We start from the raw sequence: 14277 nt of genomic DNA, 5'->3' as shown, positions 1-14277 counted from the left end.
CGTTGGCGTCTTCCTCGGAGTCGGCGCCCGCGTCGCCGCCTTCCGCCTCCTCGCCCTGCTCGTCGTCCTCGACGACGTTGATGCCCATGTCGGACAGCATGGCCATCGTGTCCTCGATCTGCTCGGATGTCACTTCCTCCGAGGGCAGCACCGAGTTCAGTTCGTCCATGGTCACATAGCCGCGCTTCTTGGCGGCCTTGATCATCTTCTTGACAGCATCATCGGAAAGGTCGAGCAGCGGGCCATCGGTGGCGCCTTCACGTTCGGTCTCGACCTCTTCCTTTTCCTTTGTCGCCATTCTTTGTCGTCTCCAAGCGGCCGAATATCGAAGCCGCGTAAACTGCCGGACCGGTCAAACCGGATGCGCTCGCCCCAGAACGCTTCTTACCGGGCCAGTGACCGCATCATCTCTTTTGTTTGCTGCCTGTCGTTGCCCCAAAACCGGTTCCACTTTTGGGCGACATGCATTAAGTCCAGATTAACCCTGGTATCTGTGGCAGGCCTTTTGCCTGTCCAGTCGCCAGAACCTTACATCGCTCAAAATTTCCCACCGACGCGGGGCACGGTTAACGTTTCGAATCGTCCTGATTCCGCCAATCTGCCAGAAGGTCAAGCGCCTCTGGCATGATTCGCATGAAAAAAGCGAATCAATTGCCCGACTTAGAGGCGTCGAATCGACGCGCCTTGAGCATTTCCACTTCATTTCGGGCCGACCTGGGCCTAAGCACGCCCAGCCCTGCCCGACGAAACGCCGAACCCTTCGATCAGCGCTTCCGTTGCCTGTACATCGTTGAATTGCGCTTGAATCTCGACGAGATGCCGGAAGTTTTCGTCCGACGGGTCTGCATCGAGCGCCGCCTGCGCCTGTTTCAGCTCCCTATGTAAGGTGCGCGCGCTGCGCTGCAAGTGCAGCGCTTGGTTGAAGGCGTCCCGGGCATCGTCAAGTCCCGCGGTTTCGAGCGCCGGCCACTGCCGCGCCCGCTTGATCAGCGCCACCGCGCGTTCCCAGATGTCGCCGCATCCGGCGCGCTCGATGGTGGCGATGACTGCGTCGCGGTCGTCGGCCGCGTCATGCGCCATCGCGTCGAGGATGGCTGCATGCAGCCGCCTGAGATCCGAATTGGCAAGATCGAGGAATTCGACATGCGCGAAATTCTCGTCGATCAGCGGCGGATGGTTGACCAGCGCCACGATGATCGTCGCCTCGCGTACCGACATGGCCTCGCCCGTGCGCTTGACCAGCGCCGAGCGGCCGAGGCTTTCGGTGATGGCGGTGCGCGCGCCCGCAGCGCTCCGGCCAAACGCCCCGCCTGGCGCCGAACCTCTGCCGCGCTCGCCTGGCCGGCCGTCCTGGCGTCCCCCGTGTAGGCCTTGCCGCGCGCCGCGCTGCGAGCCGAAGAAGCTTAGGACGCGCTCGCGCATCTCCTGCTGATAGTGGTAGCGCAGGCTTTCGTCGCGGATGCGGCCGGTAAGCTCGCGCAGCGTCTTCTCGAGCTCCGCCCGCCGCTCCGGCGTATCGAACACGCCGCCGGCCGTCTCGCGCATCCACAGAAGATCGGCGAGCGGCCGCGCTTCCGAAAGCACCGCGCGGAACGCGTCCGGCCCATCCGCTTTGACCAGATCGTCGGGGTCTTTGCCTTCGGGCAGCAGCGCGAAGCGTGCCGAGCGCCCGGGCTGGATCGCCGGCAGGGCGAGGTCGGCGGCGCGCCAGGCGGCCTTCAGCCCGGCCTGGTCGCCGTCGAAGCAAAGCACCGGCTCGCCGGCCATGCGCCACAAAAGCTCGAGCTGGTTTTCGGTAAGCGCCGTACCGAGAGGCGCCACGGCATTCTCGAAGCCGGCCTGTGCCAGCGCGATCACGTCCATATAGCCTTCGACGGCGATCACCGTGCCGCCCTTGGCCACCGCTTTGCGGGCGCGGGCGAAATTGTAGAGGACGTTGCCCTTGTGGAAGAGCTCGGTCTCCGGCGAGTTCATGTATTTCGCCAAAGCGTCCGGCGCCAGCGCCCGACCGCCGAAGGCGATGATCCTGCCGCGCGAAGACGGGATCGGGAACATGATGCGGTCGCGGAACCAGTCATAGGAGACCGGGATGTCGTCGCCATGCCGCACGAGTCCGCAGGCCTCGATATCGGCCTTCGGCACGCCCTTGGCGGCGAGGTATTCCTTGAGCGCGTTGCGGCTGTCCGGCGCATAGCCGAGCCGGAAGGACTGCTGCGTCGCCGGCGTCAGACCGCGGTCGCGCAGATAGGCGCGGGCCTTGGCGCCTTCCGGTCCCTGCAGGCGCTCCTGGAAGAAGACCGTCGCCATCTCCATGACGTCGGTCAGGCTGGCGCGTTCCTTCTCGCGCTTTTCTTCTTGGGCGTCGCGCACCGGCATCGGCACGCCGGCCATCTCTGCGATCCTTTCGACCGCTTCGGGAAAGCTCATGCCGTCGAGCTCGGTCAGGAACTTGAAATGATCACCCGAGACCGAACAGCCGAAACAGTGATAGCGCCCCTTCTTGTCCTCGCAGTGGAACGACGGGCTCTTTTCGCCGTGAAACGGGCAGCACGCCCAATAATCGCCGCGCGATGCGTTGGACTTCTTCCTATCCCAGGAAACGCGTTGACCGATCACCGAAGAAATCGGCACGCGGTCGCGTATCTCGTCGAGGAAGGCGGGTGGAAAGCGCATCGGGAAAGGCTCGTTTACCCTCCATATAATCAAGCCGCTTGGGCGCGACGACTCGATAAGCCCGATCGTACCCGCTTTTCACAGACAAAAAGAAGGCGGCCGCGCGGCCGCCTTCCCGTCTTTCGGACCATTCCCCGCTCAGTGCGCGGCGATCGCGCCGAAGATGATACCGGAGACGATGCTGACCAAAAGGTAGTCGTTGCCGACGCGAATCCACTCCTGGCCGGGGCCGGGACGGCGCAGCCCATAACGGTGCCAGTCGCGAACCGCCTGATGGCGCTTCCAGCTGGAATACTTCTGCCCATTGCGCCAATGGCTGCGCTTCACCACGACCTTCTTCTTCACGACGCGCTTCTCGACATGCCGGCCCGGCTTCTGCCAGTCGACCTGTGTGTAGGTCGATTGCGTCTCGCTCGGCTGAACGAGCGGCGCCGCCTGGCCCGAAAAGGCCGAAGCGGTCAGCATCGCGGCGGTCACGGTGGAAAGTATGAGACGCTTCATGGTCAGTGCTCCTTGGTTGTCGATAGGCAAGGAGATATTCCGGCTGGCATGAACCGAAACTGAACACCTTGATTACAATTCCGTAATGATTTCCGTTGGTTACGCAAGCAGGTTCACCAATTTACAGAAACCGGTTCAAGCCCAGGCTTCGCGTCGACGCGACATTTGCCGCCTGTCCGACCGCGATCTGCAACCAAAGCACCTTCTATCCATTTCCGACACACGCCGTCGTGTGCCGAATGTCGGCCGAATCGGGTAAAATTTATTATCCGGCTAATGTAAACTGCTTTAGTCTCGACCTTCGAAATGCTTGCGATTCGCACCTTTTTCCGCTTCCTGGCCGCCTCGTTGCGAGGCTCGGCATGAGCGGATCCGTTGTCCTTCTGCACCTTGCCGGCGCAGTGGCGCTGATGCTGTTCGCCACCCGCATGGTAAAAACCGGTGTCGAGCGCGCCTATGGCGATGTGCTGCGTCACAGGCTGCGCGCCACCATGCGCAAGCCGCTGATGGCGGTGCTGGCCGGCTGTGGCCTCGCGATCGCGCTGCAGAGTTCAACCGCCGTCACGCTGCTGGTCGGCTCCTTCGCCGGCGCCGGCATCGTGTCGGGCGCCGCCGGGCAGCTTGCCGTGCGCGGCGCCGAGATCGGCTCGGCCTTGGTCGCGAAGCTTCTTACCTTTGATCTGTCGCTCGTGGTGCCGTTGTGCCTGGTCGCAGGAACCATCATGTTCATGGCCACCGAGCGCCGCGATTGGCGTCAGACCGGCCGCATCCTTGTCGGCATCGGCCTTCTGATCCTTTCGCTGGAGATGATCGGCCAAGCTTCCGAGCCGTTGCGCGACAGCCAGCTCATGCCGGTCATCATCGACTACTTCTCCGGCGATGCGATCAGCTCCTACCTGCTGGCGGCACTGATCACCTGGCTGTTCCAGTCGAGCATCGCGGCGGTCCTGCTCATGGCCACGCTAGCCGGCCGGGGTTTGATCACTCCGGAGCTCGGCGTCGTCCTGATCCTGGGCGTCAATCTCGGTTCCTCGATCATCGCGCCGATGCTCACCCGCTCGGCAGCGGCGGAAGTCCGCATCGTGCCGATCGGCAATCTTCTGATGCGCGGGCTTGGCTCGCTCGTGATGCTGATCCTGTTCATGATTTTCAGGCCGCACTTCTCCTTCCTCGGCACGACGGCCTCCGGCCAGATCGTCAACGCCCACATCCTGTTCAACGTGATCATCCTGCTTGCCGGGCTGCCACTCGCCGGCCTCGTCTATCGCGCTTCGGAGAAGATCGTGGCGCTCGGTACTAAGCCCGAACCGGCGGCAGCGCTCGACGTGGTCGAATTGTCCGCGCTGAACGAGAGCGCGCTCGACACGCCAAGCCAGGCCTTGGCCAACGCCACGCGCGAGGTGGTCCGGGTCTGCGAGACGGTCGAGATCATGCTGAAGCGGATCATCGAGCTCTATGAGAGCGCCGACGCCGGCAAGATCAAGGCGCTGGCCGCGCTCGACGACCGGGTCGACCAGAAGCACGCCGCGATCAAGCTCTATCTGGCCAAGGTCACCAAGAACCCCCTGAGCGAGGACGAGGCGCTGCGCTGCCAGGAACTGATCGGCGCCTGCGTTAAGCTGGAGCAGGTCGGCGACATCATCGTGCGCAACATGCTTGTGCATGTCAGGAAGAAGCTCGAGCGCGGGCTGGAATTCACGCCCGAGGGCTGGCGCGAGCTTTGCGCTTTCCATGCCTCGGTTCTGGCCAATGCGCGGCTTGCCTTCAACGTGCTGGTCTCGCGCGACCCGGAAACCGCCCGCCAGTTGGTGCTCGAGAAGGACCTGCTGCGCGAGCGCGAGAAAGAGACCAGCGCCAGCCACTTCGTGCGGCTGCGCGACGGGACCGCGAAAAGCGTCGAGACCAGTTCGATCCATCTCGACACCATCCGCGACCTCAAGCAGATCAATTCGCTGCTCGCCTCCATGGCCTACCCGGTGCTGGAGGAGCGCGGGCTGCTCGGCGGCTCGCGGCTGAAGGCGAGCTAGCATCGCTGAAGGCGAGCTAGCATCGACCGACCGGCCCGCACACAATTAGCCTTCGTTCAATCCTCGCATCCGTCGGCTAGGTGACGGTGAGATTGATGACGGCTCCGACTGAGCGCCCGTACGGCACGAAGAGGGCCAGTCGAGACCACTGCCCAACCCGGTCAAGAAAACCTAAAGCGGCATCGACAATTTCTGCATTGCCCGTAGCGTCCATCCATGGTTTGAGGCCAGCTCATTCGGGATCGCTGTCCGCGCCATGCTGCCCCTCATTGCCCTGTTCATTGCCGCCTTCGCTTTCGGCACGACTGAATTCGTCATCGCCGGCGTGCTGCCGGAGGTAGCGCAGGGTCTGGGTGTTTCCGTGCCCACCGCCGGCTATCTCGTCTCCGGCTATGCCTGCGGCATCGCCGTTGGTGGTCCGCTCCTGGCGCTCGCAACCAGCACGGTCTCGCGAAAGTCGCTGCTCATCGCCCTGACCATTGCCTTCACTCTTGGCCAGGCCGCTTGCGCGCTGGCGCCCGATTTCACCTCGATGCTTCTCCTGCGCATTGCCACTGCAGTGGCGCATGGCTGCTATTTCGGCGTCGCCATGGTGGTCGCGGTCGGCCTGGTGCGTGAGGACCAGCGCGGCCGGGCGGTCGCGGTCATCCTCTCTGGATTGACCGTCTCCAACGTTATCGGCGTTCCGGCCGGCACCGCGATCGGCGGTCTCTGGGGCTGGCGGGCGACCTTCTGGGTGATGTGCGCGCTGGGCGTCGTCGCGATCGTTGCCATGCTTGCGCTGCTGCCCCGCACGGCAGGCGCCGCCAACCGGCCCGCCGGCCTCGCGCGCGAGGTGCGCGTCTTGGGGCGCCAGCAGGTCTGGACCTCGCTCATCCTGATGCTGATGTTGATGATCGGCCAGTTCGGCCTCTTCACCTACATCACGCCGACGCTGCTCGAAGTCACCGGCCTCCACGAAAGCCTGATCCCGTTTGTGCTGCTGCTCAACGGCGTCGGCGCGACGATCGGCGTTCTCTTGGGCGGCAAGCTTGCCGACTGGAAGCTGATGCCGTCGCTGATCGCCATGCTTTTCCTGCAGGCGGTTATGCTTGGCGTCATCTATGCGGTCAGTCCCTACCCGGTGCCGATGATCGTCGCGATCGTCATATGGGGCGGCCTCAACTTCGCCATCGGCGCGCCGATCCAGACCCGGATCCTGGCCTGGACGGCAGACGCCTCGAACCTTGCCTCGTCGCTGATTCCCTCGGGCTTCAATGTCGGCATCGCGCTCGCCGCCTCGCTGGGCGCTGCGATGCTCAATGCCGGTCTTGGCTATCGCAGCCTGCCGGTCGCCGGCGCGTTTGCCATGCTGGTGGCCCTGGCGGTCGCGCTTGCCTCGCAGGCTTGGGAATGGCGCAGCCGGGCGACGCCGCCGTTGCCGGCTGCGGCGGAATAGAGCCTTGGCGTGCCGCTCTGCCGCCTCAGACCTGAGGACGCAAGGAGCCAGAGCCGCCCGACAGGATCGACTTCAAACCGTGAAGCCCCTCCTCCAGCCTTTCGTGGCTGGATGCGGCACCCAACGCCAGCCGCAAGCCATCAGCGGCACTGGGCACGACGGAGAACTCTTCCGCCGGGCTGAGGGCCAATCCGCGACGGCGTGCGATCTCGGCGATATCCGATGAACGCAATCGCGCATCCAGCGGATACCAAAGATGCAGGCTTGATTCCGTCGAGGCGAAACCGGCCGGCAGGATCTTGCGCGCGATCGTCTGCCTGGCCTCTGCTTCGGCACGCACCGCGGCGGTGATCTCGCCGGCCAGGCCGCTTCGCACCCACTCGCAGGCGAGCCCCGTCATCAGCGGCGGCGCCATCATGGTGGTGCCCCGGATTGTCGCCGCGATCCGCTCGACGGATTTCGCGTCGGGCGCCGCCAGGAACGCCGTGCGCAGAAATGGCGAGATGCATTTCGCCAATGTAGCCAGGTGGAATGTCCGGTCCGGCGCCAGGCTGAGGAAGGCTGGCGGTGAAGCGGTCTGCAGGGGACTGTAGGGATCGTCCTCGACGATCACCAGGCCAAGCCTGCCCGCCATCCGAGCCAGATCCCGGCGCCGGCCCTCCGGCATGGTGAGCGTGGTCGGATTGTGAAGTGTCGGGTTGAGATAGAGGACGCGGGCGCCATATCGTCGCGCCGCTTCCTCCAGATGGTCGGGGCGCATGCCGTCATCGTCGCGTCCCGCCCCAGCCAGCTTTCGCCCCGTGGCCTGCGCCAGCGCGATCAGGCCGGGATAGGTCAGCGTATCGGTGAGGATCGTATCGCCCTCACGGGTTTGCGACAGAAGGACGGCGGCGAGCAGCGCCTGCGCCCCCGAACCAAGAGCCACGCGCTCGACAGGCAACCTGCCGCCGGCTGCGGCAAGCCAATACGAGCCGGCGGCGCGTTCCGCGGGAGAACCCGGGCCGGGATGGTAGGAAAGCAGTGCTTCGGCGCTGAAACGTTTGAGCAGTCCCTCGATGCCGCTCCGGATCAATGCCGGCAGGCTCAGGCCCGAAGGCGCCGGCGGAATGTTCATGCTCAGATCGAGGATCGGCTCTTCCGGCTCGCCGGGGGTGACGAAGGTGCCGCGACCGGTCGTTGCATCGATCAGGTTCCTGCGGCGGGCTTCGGTGAACGCCCGGGTGACCGTGGTCAGATCCACGCCAAGGAAGCGGGCAAGCTCTCGCTGCGGCGGCAGCCTGTCCCCCGGTTGCAGCCGCCCGATCGAGCGGGCAGCCGCAAGCGCCTCGACGATCTTGAGATAGAGCGGCCGTGAGTCTTCCGCCAAGGGAGAAAGCCAGCTGAGGTCCCCTTCACTGTTCATGCCACCGGTATCCATACATTTTGTCGCATTGTATGCATACAATAATCATATTAGTATGTATGCGCGACCTCAACGCCGATCGAATGCATGCGAGGTCCTGGAGTGATGACCATGCACGACGCGCACTATCCCCACCTCGAACCCTGGCGGGTCGGCATCCGCGGGCGATGCCCGCGTTGCGGAGAGGGCCGGCTGTTCGACGGATTTCTGAAGCTGGCGCCGAAATGTGAAGTCTGCGGGCTCGACTATTCTTTTGCCGATCCGGCCGACGGACCCGCCTTCTTCGTCATCTGCTTTGCCTGCGTGCCCTCCGTCCTGTTCGCCGTCTGGGCGCAGGTGACGTTCGAGCCATCAATGTGGTTCCACGCCTTCGTTTCGGTGCCGATCATCCTTGCGACCTGCATTCCGCCGCTCAGGCCGCTGAAAGGCTGGCTTGTCGCGAGCCAGTTCTACTACAAGGCCGCAGAAGGAAGACTGGCCAGGCCCGGCGAATAAGGTTCTCAAGTTCGCTTGCCTTGAGACCTAAAGGTCGATCCGGTACTTGAGGCTCTCCGCGCCACCATAGGCGGCGACTTTGGCGAAGCGCCCGACGAGAATGCCGCCATTGGCGAGCACCACCTTCTGGGATGCAAGATTGTCGAGATCCGTGGTGATCTCGACATAGTCGAGACCGACCGCCCTTGCCTCGTGAAGCATCAGCCGCAGCGCTTCGGTGGCATAGCCGCGCCCCTTCTTCCATGGCATCACGGCATAGCCGATGTGGCCGAGCACGTGCGGCGGCAGCGCCGACGTGCCCTTCTGCCAGCGAAGCCCGATCGAGCCGGCGGCCTCGCCGTCCCAGATCCAGCGCCGGAAGCCCGGCAGGCGTGGCACCATTGTGCCGTCCGGCAGTGCGATCGGCGGCCCCTTGGCCTCGGGGTCGTCCAGGTCGGCGAGAAATGCCACCGGATCTTCTTCAATGGCCTCGAGCTGCTCGCGCGTAGCCTCCAGCAGCCGCACATTGTCCGGCGACCAGCCGCGCTCCAGCGCCGCCTTGTAGGACGGCAGATGCTCGAGCGCTGGTTTGACGAGTTCGACCATGAAGCCGTGTCCTTTGCGAGATCGGCAGGCATAGCCCCGGTCAGGATCGCCCTCAAGCTGACTGAAAGCGGATTTCGCCCTTGTTGAGGAAGCACATCTTGTCGAAGAGCGATAAATCGAGTGGGTTCGGCAGCCGGACATCGTCAAGGTCGGGAAACGGCTTCCTGGACGCATGACCGGTCGACCTGGGAGATGAAGACCAGCACCAGCCCGCGTTCCCGGGCAAACGATCTCAAGGCGCGTATCTGCACCATGAGCTCGGGATCTTCGCGCTTCTGGTCGAGCAGTTGCAGATAGTCGATCACCGCCAGCGTGCCGCGCGGCACCGACCCCAACGCCTCGATGATATAAGCGGCGCTGATGGCGTCGGAATTGTCGAACTCGAACAGATGGTCGAAAACGGCAGGGTCGACGCCGATGTCGCGGAACCGGTCGAGGATATCGGCATGCATGTATTCCAGGGTGAAGAATACGGCGCGACTGCCCTGCTTCATGGCCGCCACGGCGAGTTCGAGGCTCATCAGCGTCTTACCCTGACCCGGCCGGGCCGCCACGAGGACCATGTCGCCGGGTATCAGTTGGGCCAGCAGCCTCCCGGCGGGTGCGGCCTCGGCGGCTTTCGCCGCAAGCAGGCTCCAGCTGCCAAAGCCTTCCTTGAAGGCCATGCGGTCAAGCGCCTCATGAAGGGGAACATTTTCCTTGCGCGACAGCAACCTCGCCTGGCGCTTCAGATGATAGACGGGTGCGGAAAGCCGCATCGAAAAACCTCCTATTGCGAGCAGTCTTCGCAATCCCTCCTTATGCCGATGCTCGAACAGTCGGTTTAGCGATCGAATGCCCTGCATGAACAATGCTTTCCCAACGGAGGGAGGAGGCGTGGGCGCGCCGGAATCAGATAGTAGCCAACTTCTTGCCTGTCGAAAATCGCAGATGCGCCAGCTTCGGCAGATCGCACTAGACAAGAAGTGTTTCGCCCATCGGCGCTATGCTCTTATGATTGGCGCAGGTGATTCACCACAAGCGATACCAGTTCGAGGGGGGATTAATCCGGTGCGGTTGATATCTGTTCCGCTTGGTGCCGCCGTCCTCTTCGTCCTCGCCGCTCTGACGGCATCGGTCGGCTCGTTCGCGGCGTTGCGCCCATCGAACATTCCGGACTGGCTGCAGCGCCATGTCGGCGACAACGAAGGTCAGATCTCGCAGGTCGTGCTGGAGCGGGCGCGCGCCCTCTACCAGAGGAAGGTCAGTGAAGGTTCGGTCAGCAACCCCTGCTACTTCGCGATGGATGCGACGCGGCCCGGCGACCTTGGCAACAGTGTGCTTGGCCAACGCTACTATATCATCTGCGAGGCCAAGCAGGTCTTTCGAGCGGTTTCTTCGGGCCATGGCGGCGGCCGCAATCTCAGAGGCGTTGCCGATTTCTCCAACGGCAGGCGTTGCGCGAAAAACTTCGGCAACGCGATGGATTCGGAGCTGACGGCAGGCGGAGCCTACATGACCGCCGAGACCAAGACGTCCTTCAAGGGCTATTATCGCGTCGGTGCGCAGAACGCGGTGTTCATGCGTACCTTCATCCAGTTCGATGGCGAAGGCGAAGCGGCGAACGCCAGGCAGCGCGTGATCGGCGGCCATCCGGCAGCCTTGCTCAGGGGCATGTGCCTGCGGAAAGATCCGAACAGCTCCTACGCCGACCATGACGGCTTCGTCCCGTTCGGCAAGCTGGTGAATTATGCCGGCGGCCGCAGCAATGGCTGCACCAGCTGGTCGCCGGCCGATGCCGAGCAGATCATCCCGTTGGTGAAGAACAACCCGACCACGCTCTACATCTATCCTGAATCGCGCGACATCGCCGCTGTGGCGCGCGCAAAAGCCGCCGGCCAAGCGCTGTCGGCTGGGGGCGTCTATTGGAACGCATCCTGCCTGAAGGAAATCGGCTCTCCGAAGTTCTGGCCGAAGAAGACCCTCGAGCCGATAATCGCGCTGTACAAGAAAGACCATCCGGCGCCGCCGCCGCAGCCGGTGCCGATCTGCAAGAACTGAGCCGGTCTTCTACTGGAGCAGCCCCTTGATGATGGCGCTCGCCTTGGCGAAATCCATCTGGCCGGCATATTTCTGCTTCAGCGCGCCGATCACCTTGCCCATGTCCTTCTGGCTGGCGGCACCCGTCGCCGCGATCGCCTCGCGCGCCGCCGCCGTGATCGCCACATCGTCGAGCTGTGCCGGCAGGAACTCGCGGATGATCTCCATCTCGCCGCGCTCCTGCGCCGCCAGTTCCGGCCGCTTGCCGTCCTCGAAGGCTTTGGCCGATTCCTCGCGCTGCTTCACCATCTTGGAAAGTATCTGCAGGATCTCTTCCTCGCTCGCCGCCGGCTTGCCCGCGCCGCGATTGGCGATGTCGCGGTCGTGGATGGCGGCCTGGATCAGCCTGAGCGTCGGCAGCCGATGCTTGTCCTGCGCCTTCATCGCGCTCTTCATGGATTCGGCGATTTTCTCGCGCATGATGCTTCTCCTTCGATCGCGGCGGACAATAGCTTCGCCGGACGCTCAAGGCAAATCCAGGCAAACCGTTGATTTTGCTCGGCGAAATAAAACGATTCCGCTCGGAGGAAGCGTCATTGACCGCTTTGCCGCCATCCCCTATGTACTGAGCCTCGCATGAACTGAAACTTTGGTTGCGCGCAGGCTCGCTAGTTCGCCGCCGCGCGTCGTTTGCTGTGCGGGTCGTCCCTCCAACGGAATGGTCCGGAAGCAGCCTCTAGGAGTGCCGCCATGGCCACGACCGCCCCCTGGACCACCGAAAAGCCGACCGCCCTTCTGGTGCTCGCCGACGGCACGGTGATCGAAGGCCGCGGCCTCGGCGCCACGGGATCGGCGGTCGCCGAAGTCTGCTTCAACACCGCCCTGACCGGCTACGAAGAGATCCTTACCGACCCCTCCTATGCCGGCCAGATCGTCACCTTCACCTTCCCGCATATCGGCAATGTCGGCACCAACAGCGAGGATATCGAGGATTTGCATCCAGCTGCCCGCGCGGGTGCCGTCGGCGCGATCCTCAAGGCCAATGTCACCGACCCCTCCAACTACCGGGCGGCCGGGCATCTCGACCAATGGCTCAAGAGGCGCGGCATCGTCGCGCTTTCGGGAATCGACACTCGCGCTCTCACCGTGCTGATCCGCGAGAAAGGCATGCCCAACGCCGTCATCGCCCATGCACCGGATGGCGTTTTCGACCTCGACGACCTGAAGCGGCGTGCCGCCGCCTGGTCGGGCCTTATCGGGCTGGACCTCGCCAAGGAGGTCACCTCGGGCCAATCCTCGGTCTGGCGCGAGACGCCCTGGGCCTGGAACAAAGGCTTCGGCGAGCAGGACGAGCCGTTGATGCATGTCGTGGCCATCGATTATGGCGTCAAGCGAAACATCCTGCGCCTGCTTGCGGGCCTCGGCGCCAAGGTCACCGTCGTGCCGGCCAAGACCGGCGCGGAAGAGATCCTGGCCATGCAGCCGGACGGTATCTTCCTGTCCAACGGTCCCGGCGACCCGGAAGCGACGGGTGAGTACGCCGTGCCGGTCATCCAGGACCTGCTGAAAAGCGATCTCCCGGTGTTCGGCATCTGCCTCGGCCATCAGATGCTGGCGCTGGCGCTCGGCGGCAAGACCGAGAAGATGCATCAGGGCCATCACGGCGCCAACCATCCGGTGAAGGACCACACGACCGGCAAGGTCGAGATCGTCTCGATGAACCATGGCTTCGCCGTCGACGCGGACTCGCTGCCCGAAGGCGTCGAGGAAACCCACGTCTCGCTGTTTGACGGCTCGAATTGCGGCATCGCGCTGACTGGCCGGCCGGTGTTCTCGGTCCAGCACCATCCCGAGGCCTCACCCGGCCCGCAGGATTCGCACTATCTCTTCCGCCGCTTCGTCAATCTCATTCGCGAGCGGCGCGGCGAGCCGGCGCTGGCCGAGCGCGCCTAGCTCAAAGCGCCCAGTCCAAGGCGATTCGGGGTCAGGCGGAGCCGCGGTCGAAGACGGGCGCGGAGCGACCACACTGGGCGGGGTCCGAGAACCGGAGCGGACCGTACTTTTGGGTCGTGCGCACTGGAAGCGCAGGAAGCCGTCATTTAACAGGCCGGCATCACCCGACTATCAACACGCCTTAAGCCGCGTCGGTCACCGCTTCCTGCGCGTGCATGCGCTCGACCTCCTTCGGTGTCGGCTTGGCGACCTTCGTCACGAAGACGATCACCGCCAATGTGAGGAAAACCGCGCCGAGCACATAGGGCGCGCCGCCGAACTCAATCGGCGCGCTTGGGCCGGTGAACCAGGAAAAGATCGCCGTATAAAGCAGCGGCGTGATGATCGAGGTGATCGAGAAGATCGAGGTCATCGCGCCCTGCAATTCGCCTTGCGCCGAAGGCGGCACCTTGGCCGCCGCAAGGCTCCTCAATGGCGGGTCGGCGAGTGCTTCCAGGCAGCCGGCGACGATCACCGCGTAGATCATCCAGCCCTGCGTCGCAAACGCGTAGCCAAAGGCGCTGAGCGCGGTGAAGGTCAGGCCGATCGCGGCGGTCCTCCACTCGCCGAGCTTCGGGATGACGCGCGGCAGCACCGTCGCCATGACGATCGCGCCGCAAAGGCCGAAGGCGCCGAGCGAGAAGCCGATCTGCTGCTCATTCCAGCCATAACGGTAGCTTGAAACGAAAGACCAGACCGCCGGATACATCATGTGGCCGAGCGTCATCAGGAAAAAGACCAGCCCGATCCAGCCAATGCCGGGATAGTTGCGCATCTGGATCAGCGTGCCGACCGGATTGGCGCGTTTCCATTCGAAGCGGCGACGATGCTGCTCGTCCAGCGTCTCCGGCAGCAAGAACATCGCGATGAGGAAGTTCACGAAGGCGAGCCCGGCGGCGAAATAGAACGGCACGCGCGGCCCGAACGTGCCGAGCAGTCCGCCGAGCACCGGGCCGATGACGAAGCCGACGCCGAAGGCAATGCCGAGCAGGCCGAAATTCTTGGCCCTGTTCTCGTCGTTCGAGATGTCGGCGATGAAGGCCGACGTCGTCGAATAGCTGGCGCCGGAAATGCCGGCGAGCACGCGTCCGATGAACAGCATCGGATAGGACCAGGCGATGGCGCAGATCAGATTGTCGATGGAG

General features: G+C 63.9%; 12 protein-coding genes and 1 pseudogene. 5 read left to right on the top strand and 8 right to left on the bottom strand.

Going from position 1 to position 14277, the window contains the following annotated elements; translation table 11 throughout:
- The 3 genes from EOA75_RS16640 to EOA75_RS16630 all read right to left on the bottom strand — a co-directional run.
- On the bottom strand, nt 1–298 hold a 298-nt coding region (locus tag EOA75_RS16640; RefSeq protein ID WP_281058533.1), incomplete at its 3' end, for an RNA polymerase sigma factor region1.1 domain-containing protein.
- A 422-nt stretch (nt 299–720) separates the two neighbouring features.
- Nucleotides 721–2673 carry a DNA primase gene (gene dnaG / locus EOA75_RS16635; RefSeq protein ID WP_127324677.1) on the bottom strand — a complete coding sequence of 651 codons (1953 nt, stop codon included), beginning with the start codon at nt 2671–2673 and terminating at the stop codon, nt 721–723.
- Between the two features lie 138 nt (nt 2674–2811).
- Nucleotides 2812–3174: an RcnB family protein gene (locus EOA75_RS16630; protein ID WP_066994606.1), complete on the bottom strand. Its 363-nt coding sequence runs from the start codon at nt 3172–3174 to the stop codon at nt 2812–2814.
- 362 nt (nt 3175–3536) lie between these two features.
- On the opposite strand from EOA75_RS16630, the gene EOA75_RS16625 reads away from it, so the two are divergent.
- On the top strand, nt 3537–5201 hold the full coding sequence (locus tag EOA75_RS16625; RefSeq protein ID WP_095801609.1) for a Na/Pi cotransporter family protein: 1665 nt from the start codon (nt 3537–3539) through the stop codon (nt 5199–5201).
- Between the two features lie 256 nt (nt 5202–5457).
- Complete coding sequence (locus tag EOA75_RS16620) at nt 5458–6639, top strand: MFS transporter (RefSeq protein WP_127324676.1); 1182 nt, start codon at nt 5458–5460, stop codon at nt 6637–6639.
- 25 nt (nt 6640–6664) lie between these two features.
- Here EOA75_RS16620 and EOA75_RS16615 read toward each other — a convergent pair whose 3' ends face one another.
- Nucleotides 6665–8041 carry a PLP-dependent aminotransferase family protein gene (locus EOA75_RS16615; protein ID WP_164747410.1) on the bottom strand — a complete coding sequence of 459 codons (1377 nt, stop codon included), beginning with the start codon at nt 8039–8041 and terminating at the stop codon, nt 6665–6667.
- A gap of 111 nt (nt 8042–8152) precedes the next feature.
- Here EOA75_RS16615 and EOA75_RS16610 point away from each other — a divergent pair, with 111 nt between their 5' ends.
- Nucleotides 8153–8536 (top strand): DUF983 domain-containing protein, encoded by a 384-nt coding sequence (locus EOA75_RS16610; RefSeq protein ID WP_164746753.1) that lies wholly within the window; start codon nt 8153–8155, stop codon nt 8534–8536.
- Between the two features lie 27 nt (nt 8537–8563).
- Here EOA75_RS16610 and EOA75_RS16605 read toward each other — a convergent pair whose 3' ends face one another.
- Together EOA75_RS16605 and EOA75_RS16600 are read right to left on the bottom strand one after the other, a co-directional pair.
- Entirely contained in the window at nt 8564–9121 is a 558-nt protein-coding gene (locus tag EOA75_RS16605) for a GNAT family N-acetyltransferase (RefSeq protein WP_127245930.1), read from the bottom strand.
- 52 nt (nt 9122–9173) lie between these two features.
- Nucleotides 9174–9879: pseudogene (locus EOA75_RS16600) on the bottom strand (DNA helicase).
- A 292-nt stretch (nt 9880–10171) separates the two neighbouring features.
- On the opposite strand from EOA75_RS16600, the gene EOA75_RS16595 reads away from it, so the two are divergent.
- Nucleotides 10172–11161, top strand: coding sequence for a hypothetical protein (locus EOA75_RS16595; RefSeq protein ID WP_127324674.1), 990 nt, complete (start codon nt 10172–10174; stop codon nt 11159–11161).
- Nucleotides 11162–11170: 9 nt separating this feature from the next.
- Here the strand turns inward: EOA75_RS16595 and EOA75_RS16590 are convergent, their stop codons facing one another.
- Nucleotides 11171–11620, bottom strand: a complete 450-nt coding sequence (locus EOA75_RS16590) for a GatB/YqeY domain-containing protein (RefSeq protein WP_095779703.1) — start codon at nt 11618–11620, stop codon at nt 11171–11173.
- Between the two features lie 270 nt (nt 11621–11890).
- Here EOA75_RS16590 and carA point away from each other — a divergent pair, with 270 nt between their 5' ends.
- Nucleotides 11891–13093, top strand: coding sequence for a glutamine-hydrolyzing carbamoyl-phosphate synthase small subunit (gene carA, locus EOA75_RS16585; protein WP_127324673.1), 1203 nt, complete (start codon nt 11891–11893; stop codon nt 13091–13093).
- Between the two features lie 181 nt (nt 13094–13274).
- Here carA and EOA75_RS16580 read toward each other — a convergent pair.
- Nucleotides 13275–14277: MFS transporter (locus EOA75_RS16580; protein ID WP_164747409.1), on the bottom strand; the 1003-nt coding region annotated here is incomplete at its 5' end.

The sequence above is a fragment of the Mesorhizobium sp. M1A.F.Ca.IN.022.07.1.1 genome (assembly GCF_003997575.1).
In the GTDB taxonomy this organism is placed as follows: Bacteria; Pseudomonadota; Alphaproteobacteria; order Rhizobiales; family Rhizobiaceae; genus Mesorhizobium.
This window is presented reverse-complemented; position numbering and strand designations above follow the sequence as displayed.

Coding starts and splice junctions, on each gene's coding strand:
- dnaG (WP_127324677.1), bottom strand. CDS start 2,673: ATGCGCTTTCCACCCGCCTTCCTCGACGAGATACGCGACCGCGTGCCG.
- EOA75_RS16630 (WP_066994606.1), bottom strand. CDS start 3,174: ATGAAGCGTCTCATACTTTCCACCGTGACCGCCGCGATGCTGACCGCT.
- EOA75_RS16625 (WP_095801609.1), top strand. CDS start 3,537: ATGAGCGGATCCGTTGTCCTTCTGCACCTTGCCGGCGCAGTGGCGCTG.
- EOA75_RS16620 (WP_127324676.1), top strand. CDS start 5,458: ATGCTGCCCCTCATTGCCCTGTTCATTGCCGCCTTCGCTTTCGGCACG.
- EOA75_RS16615 (WP_164747410.1), bottom strand. CDS start 8,041: ATGAACAGTGAAGGGGACCTCAGCTGGCTTTCTCCCTTGGCGGAAGAC.
- EOA75_RS16610 (WP_164746753.1), top strand. CDS start 8,153: ATGCACGACGCGCACTATCCCCACCTCGAACCCTGGCGGGTCGGCATC.
- EOA75_RS16605 (WP_127245930.1), bottom strand. CDS start 9,121: ATGGTCGAACTCGTCAAACCAGCGCTCGAGCATCTGCCGTCCTACAAG.
- EOA75_RS16590 (WP_095779703.1), bottom strand. CDS start 11,620: ATGCGCGAGAAAATCGCCGAATCCATGAAGAGCGCGATGAAGGCGCAG.
- carA (WP_127324673.1), top strand. CDS start 11,891: ATGGCCACGACCGCCCCCTGGACCACCGAAAAGCCGACCGCCCTTCTG.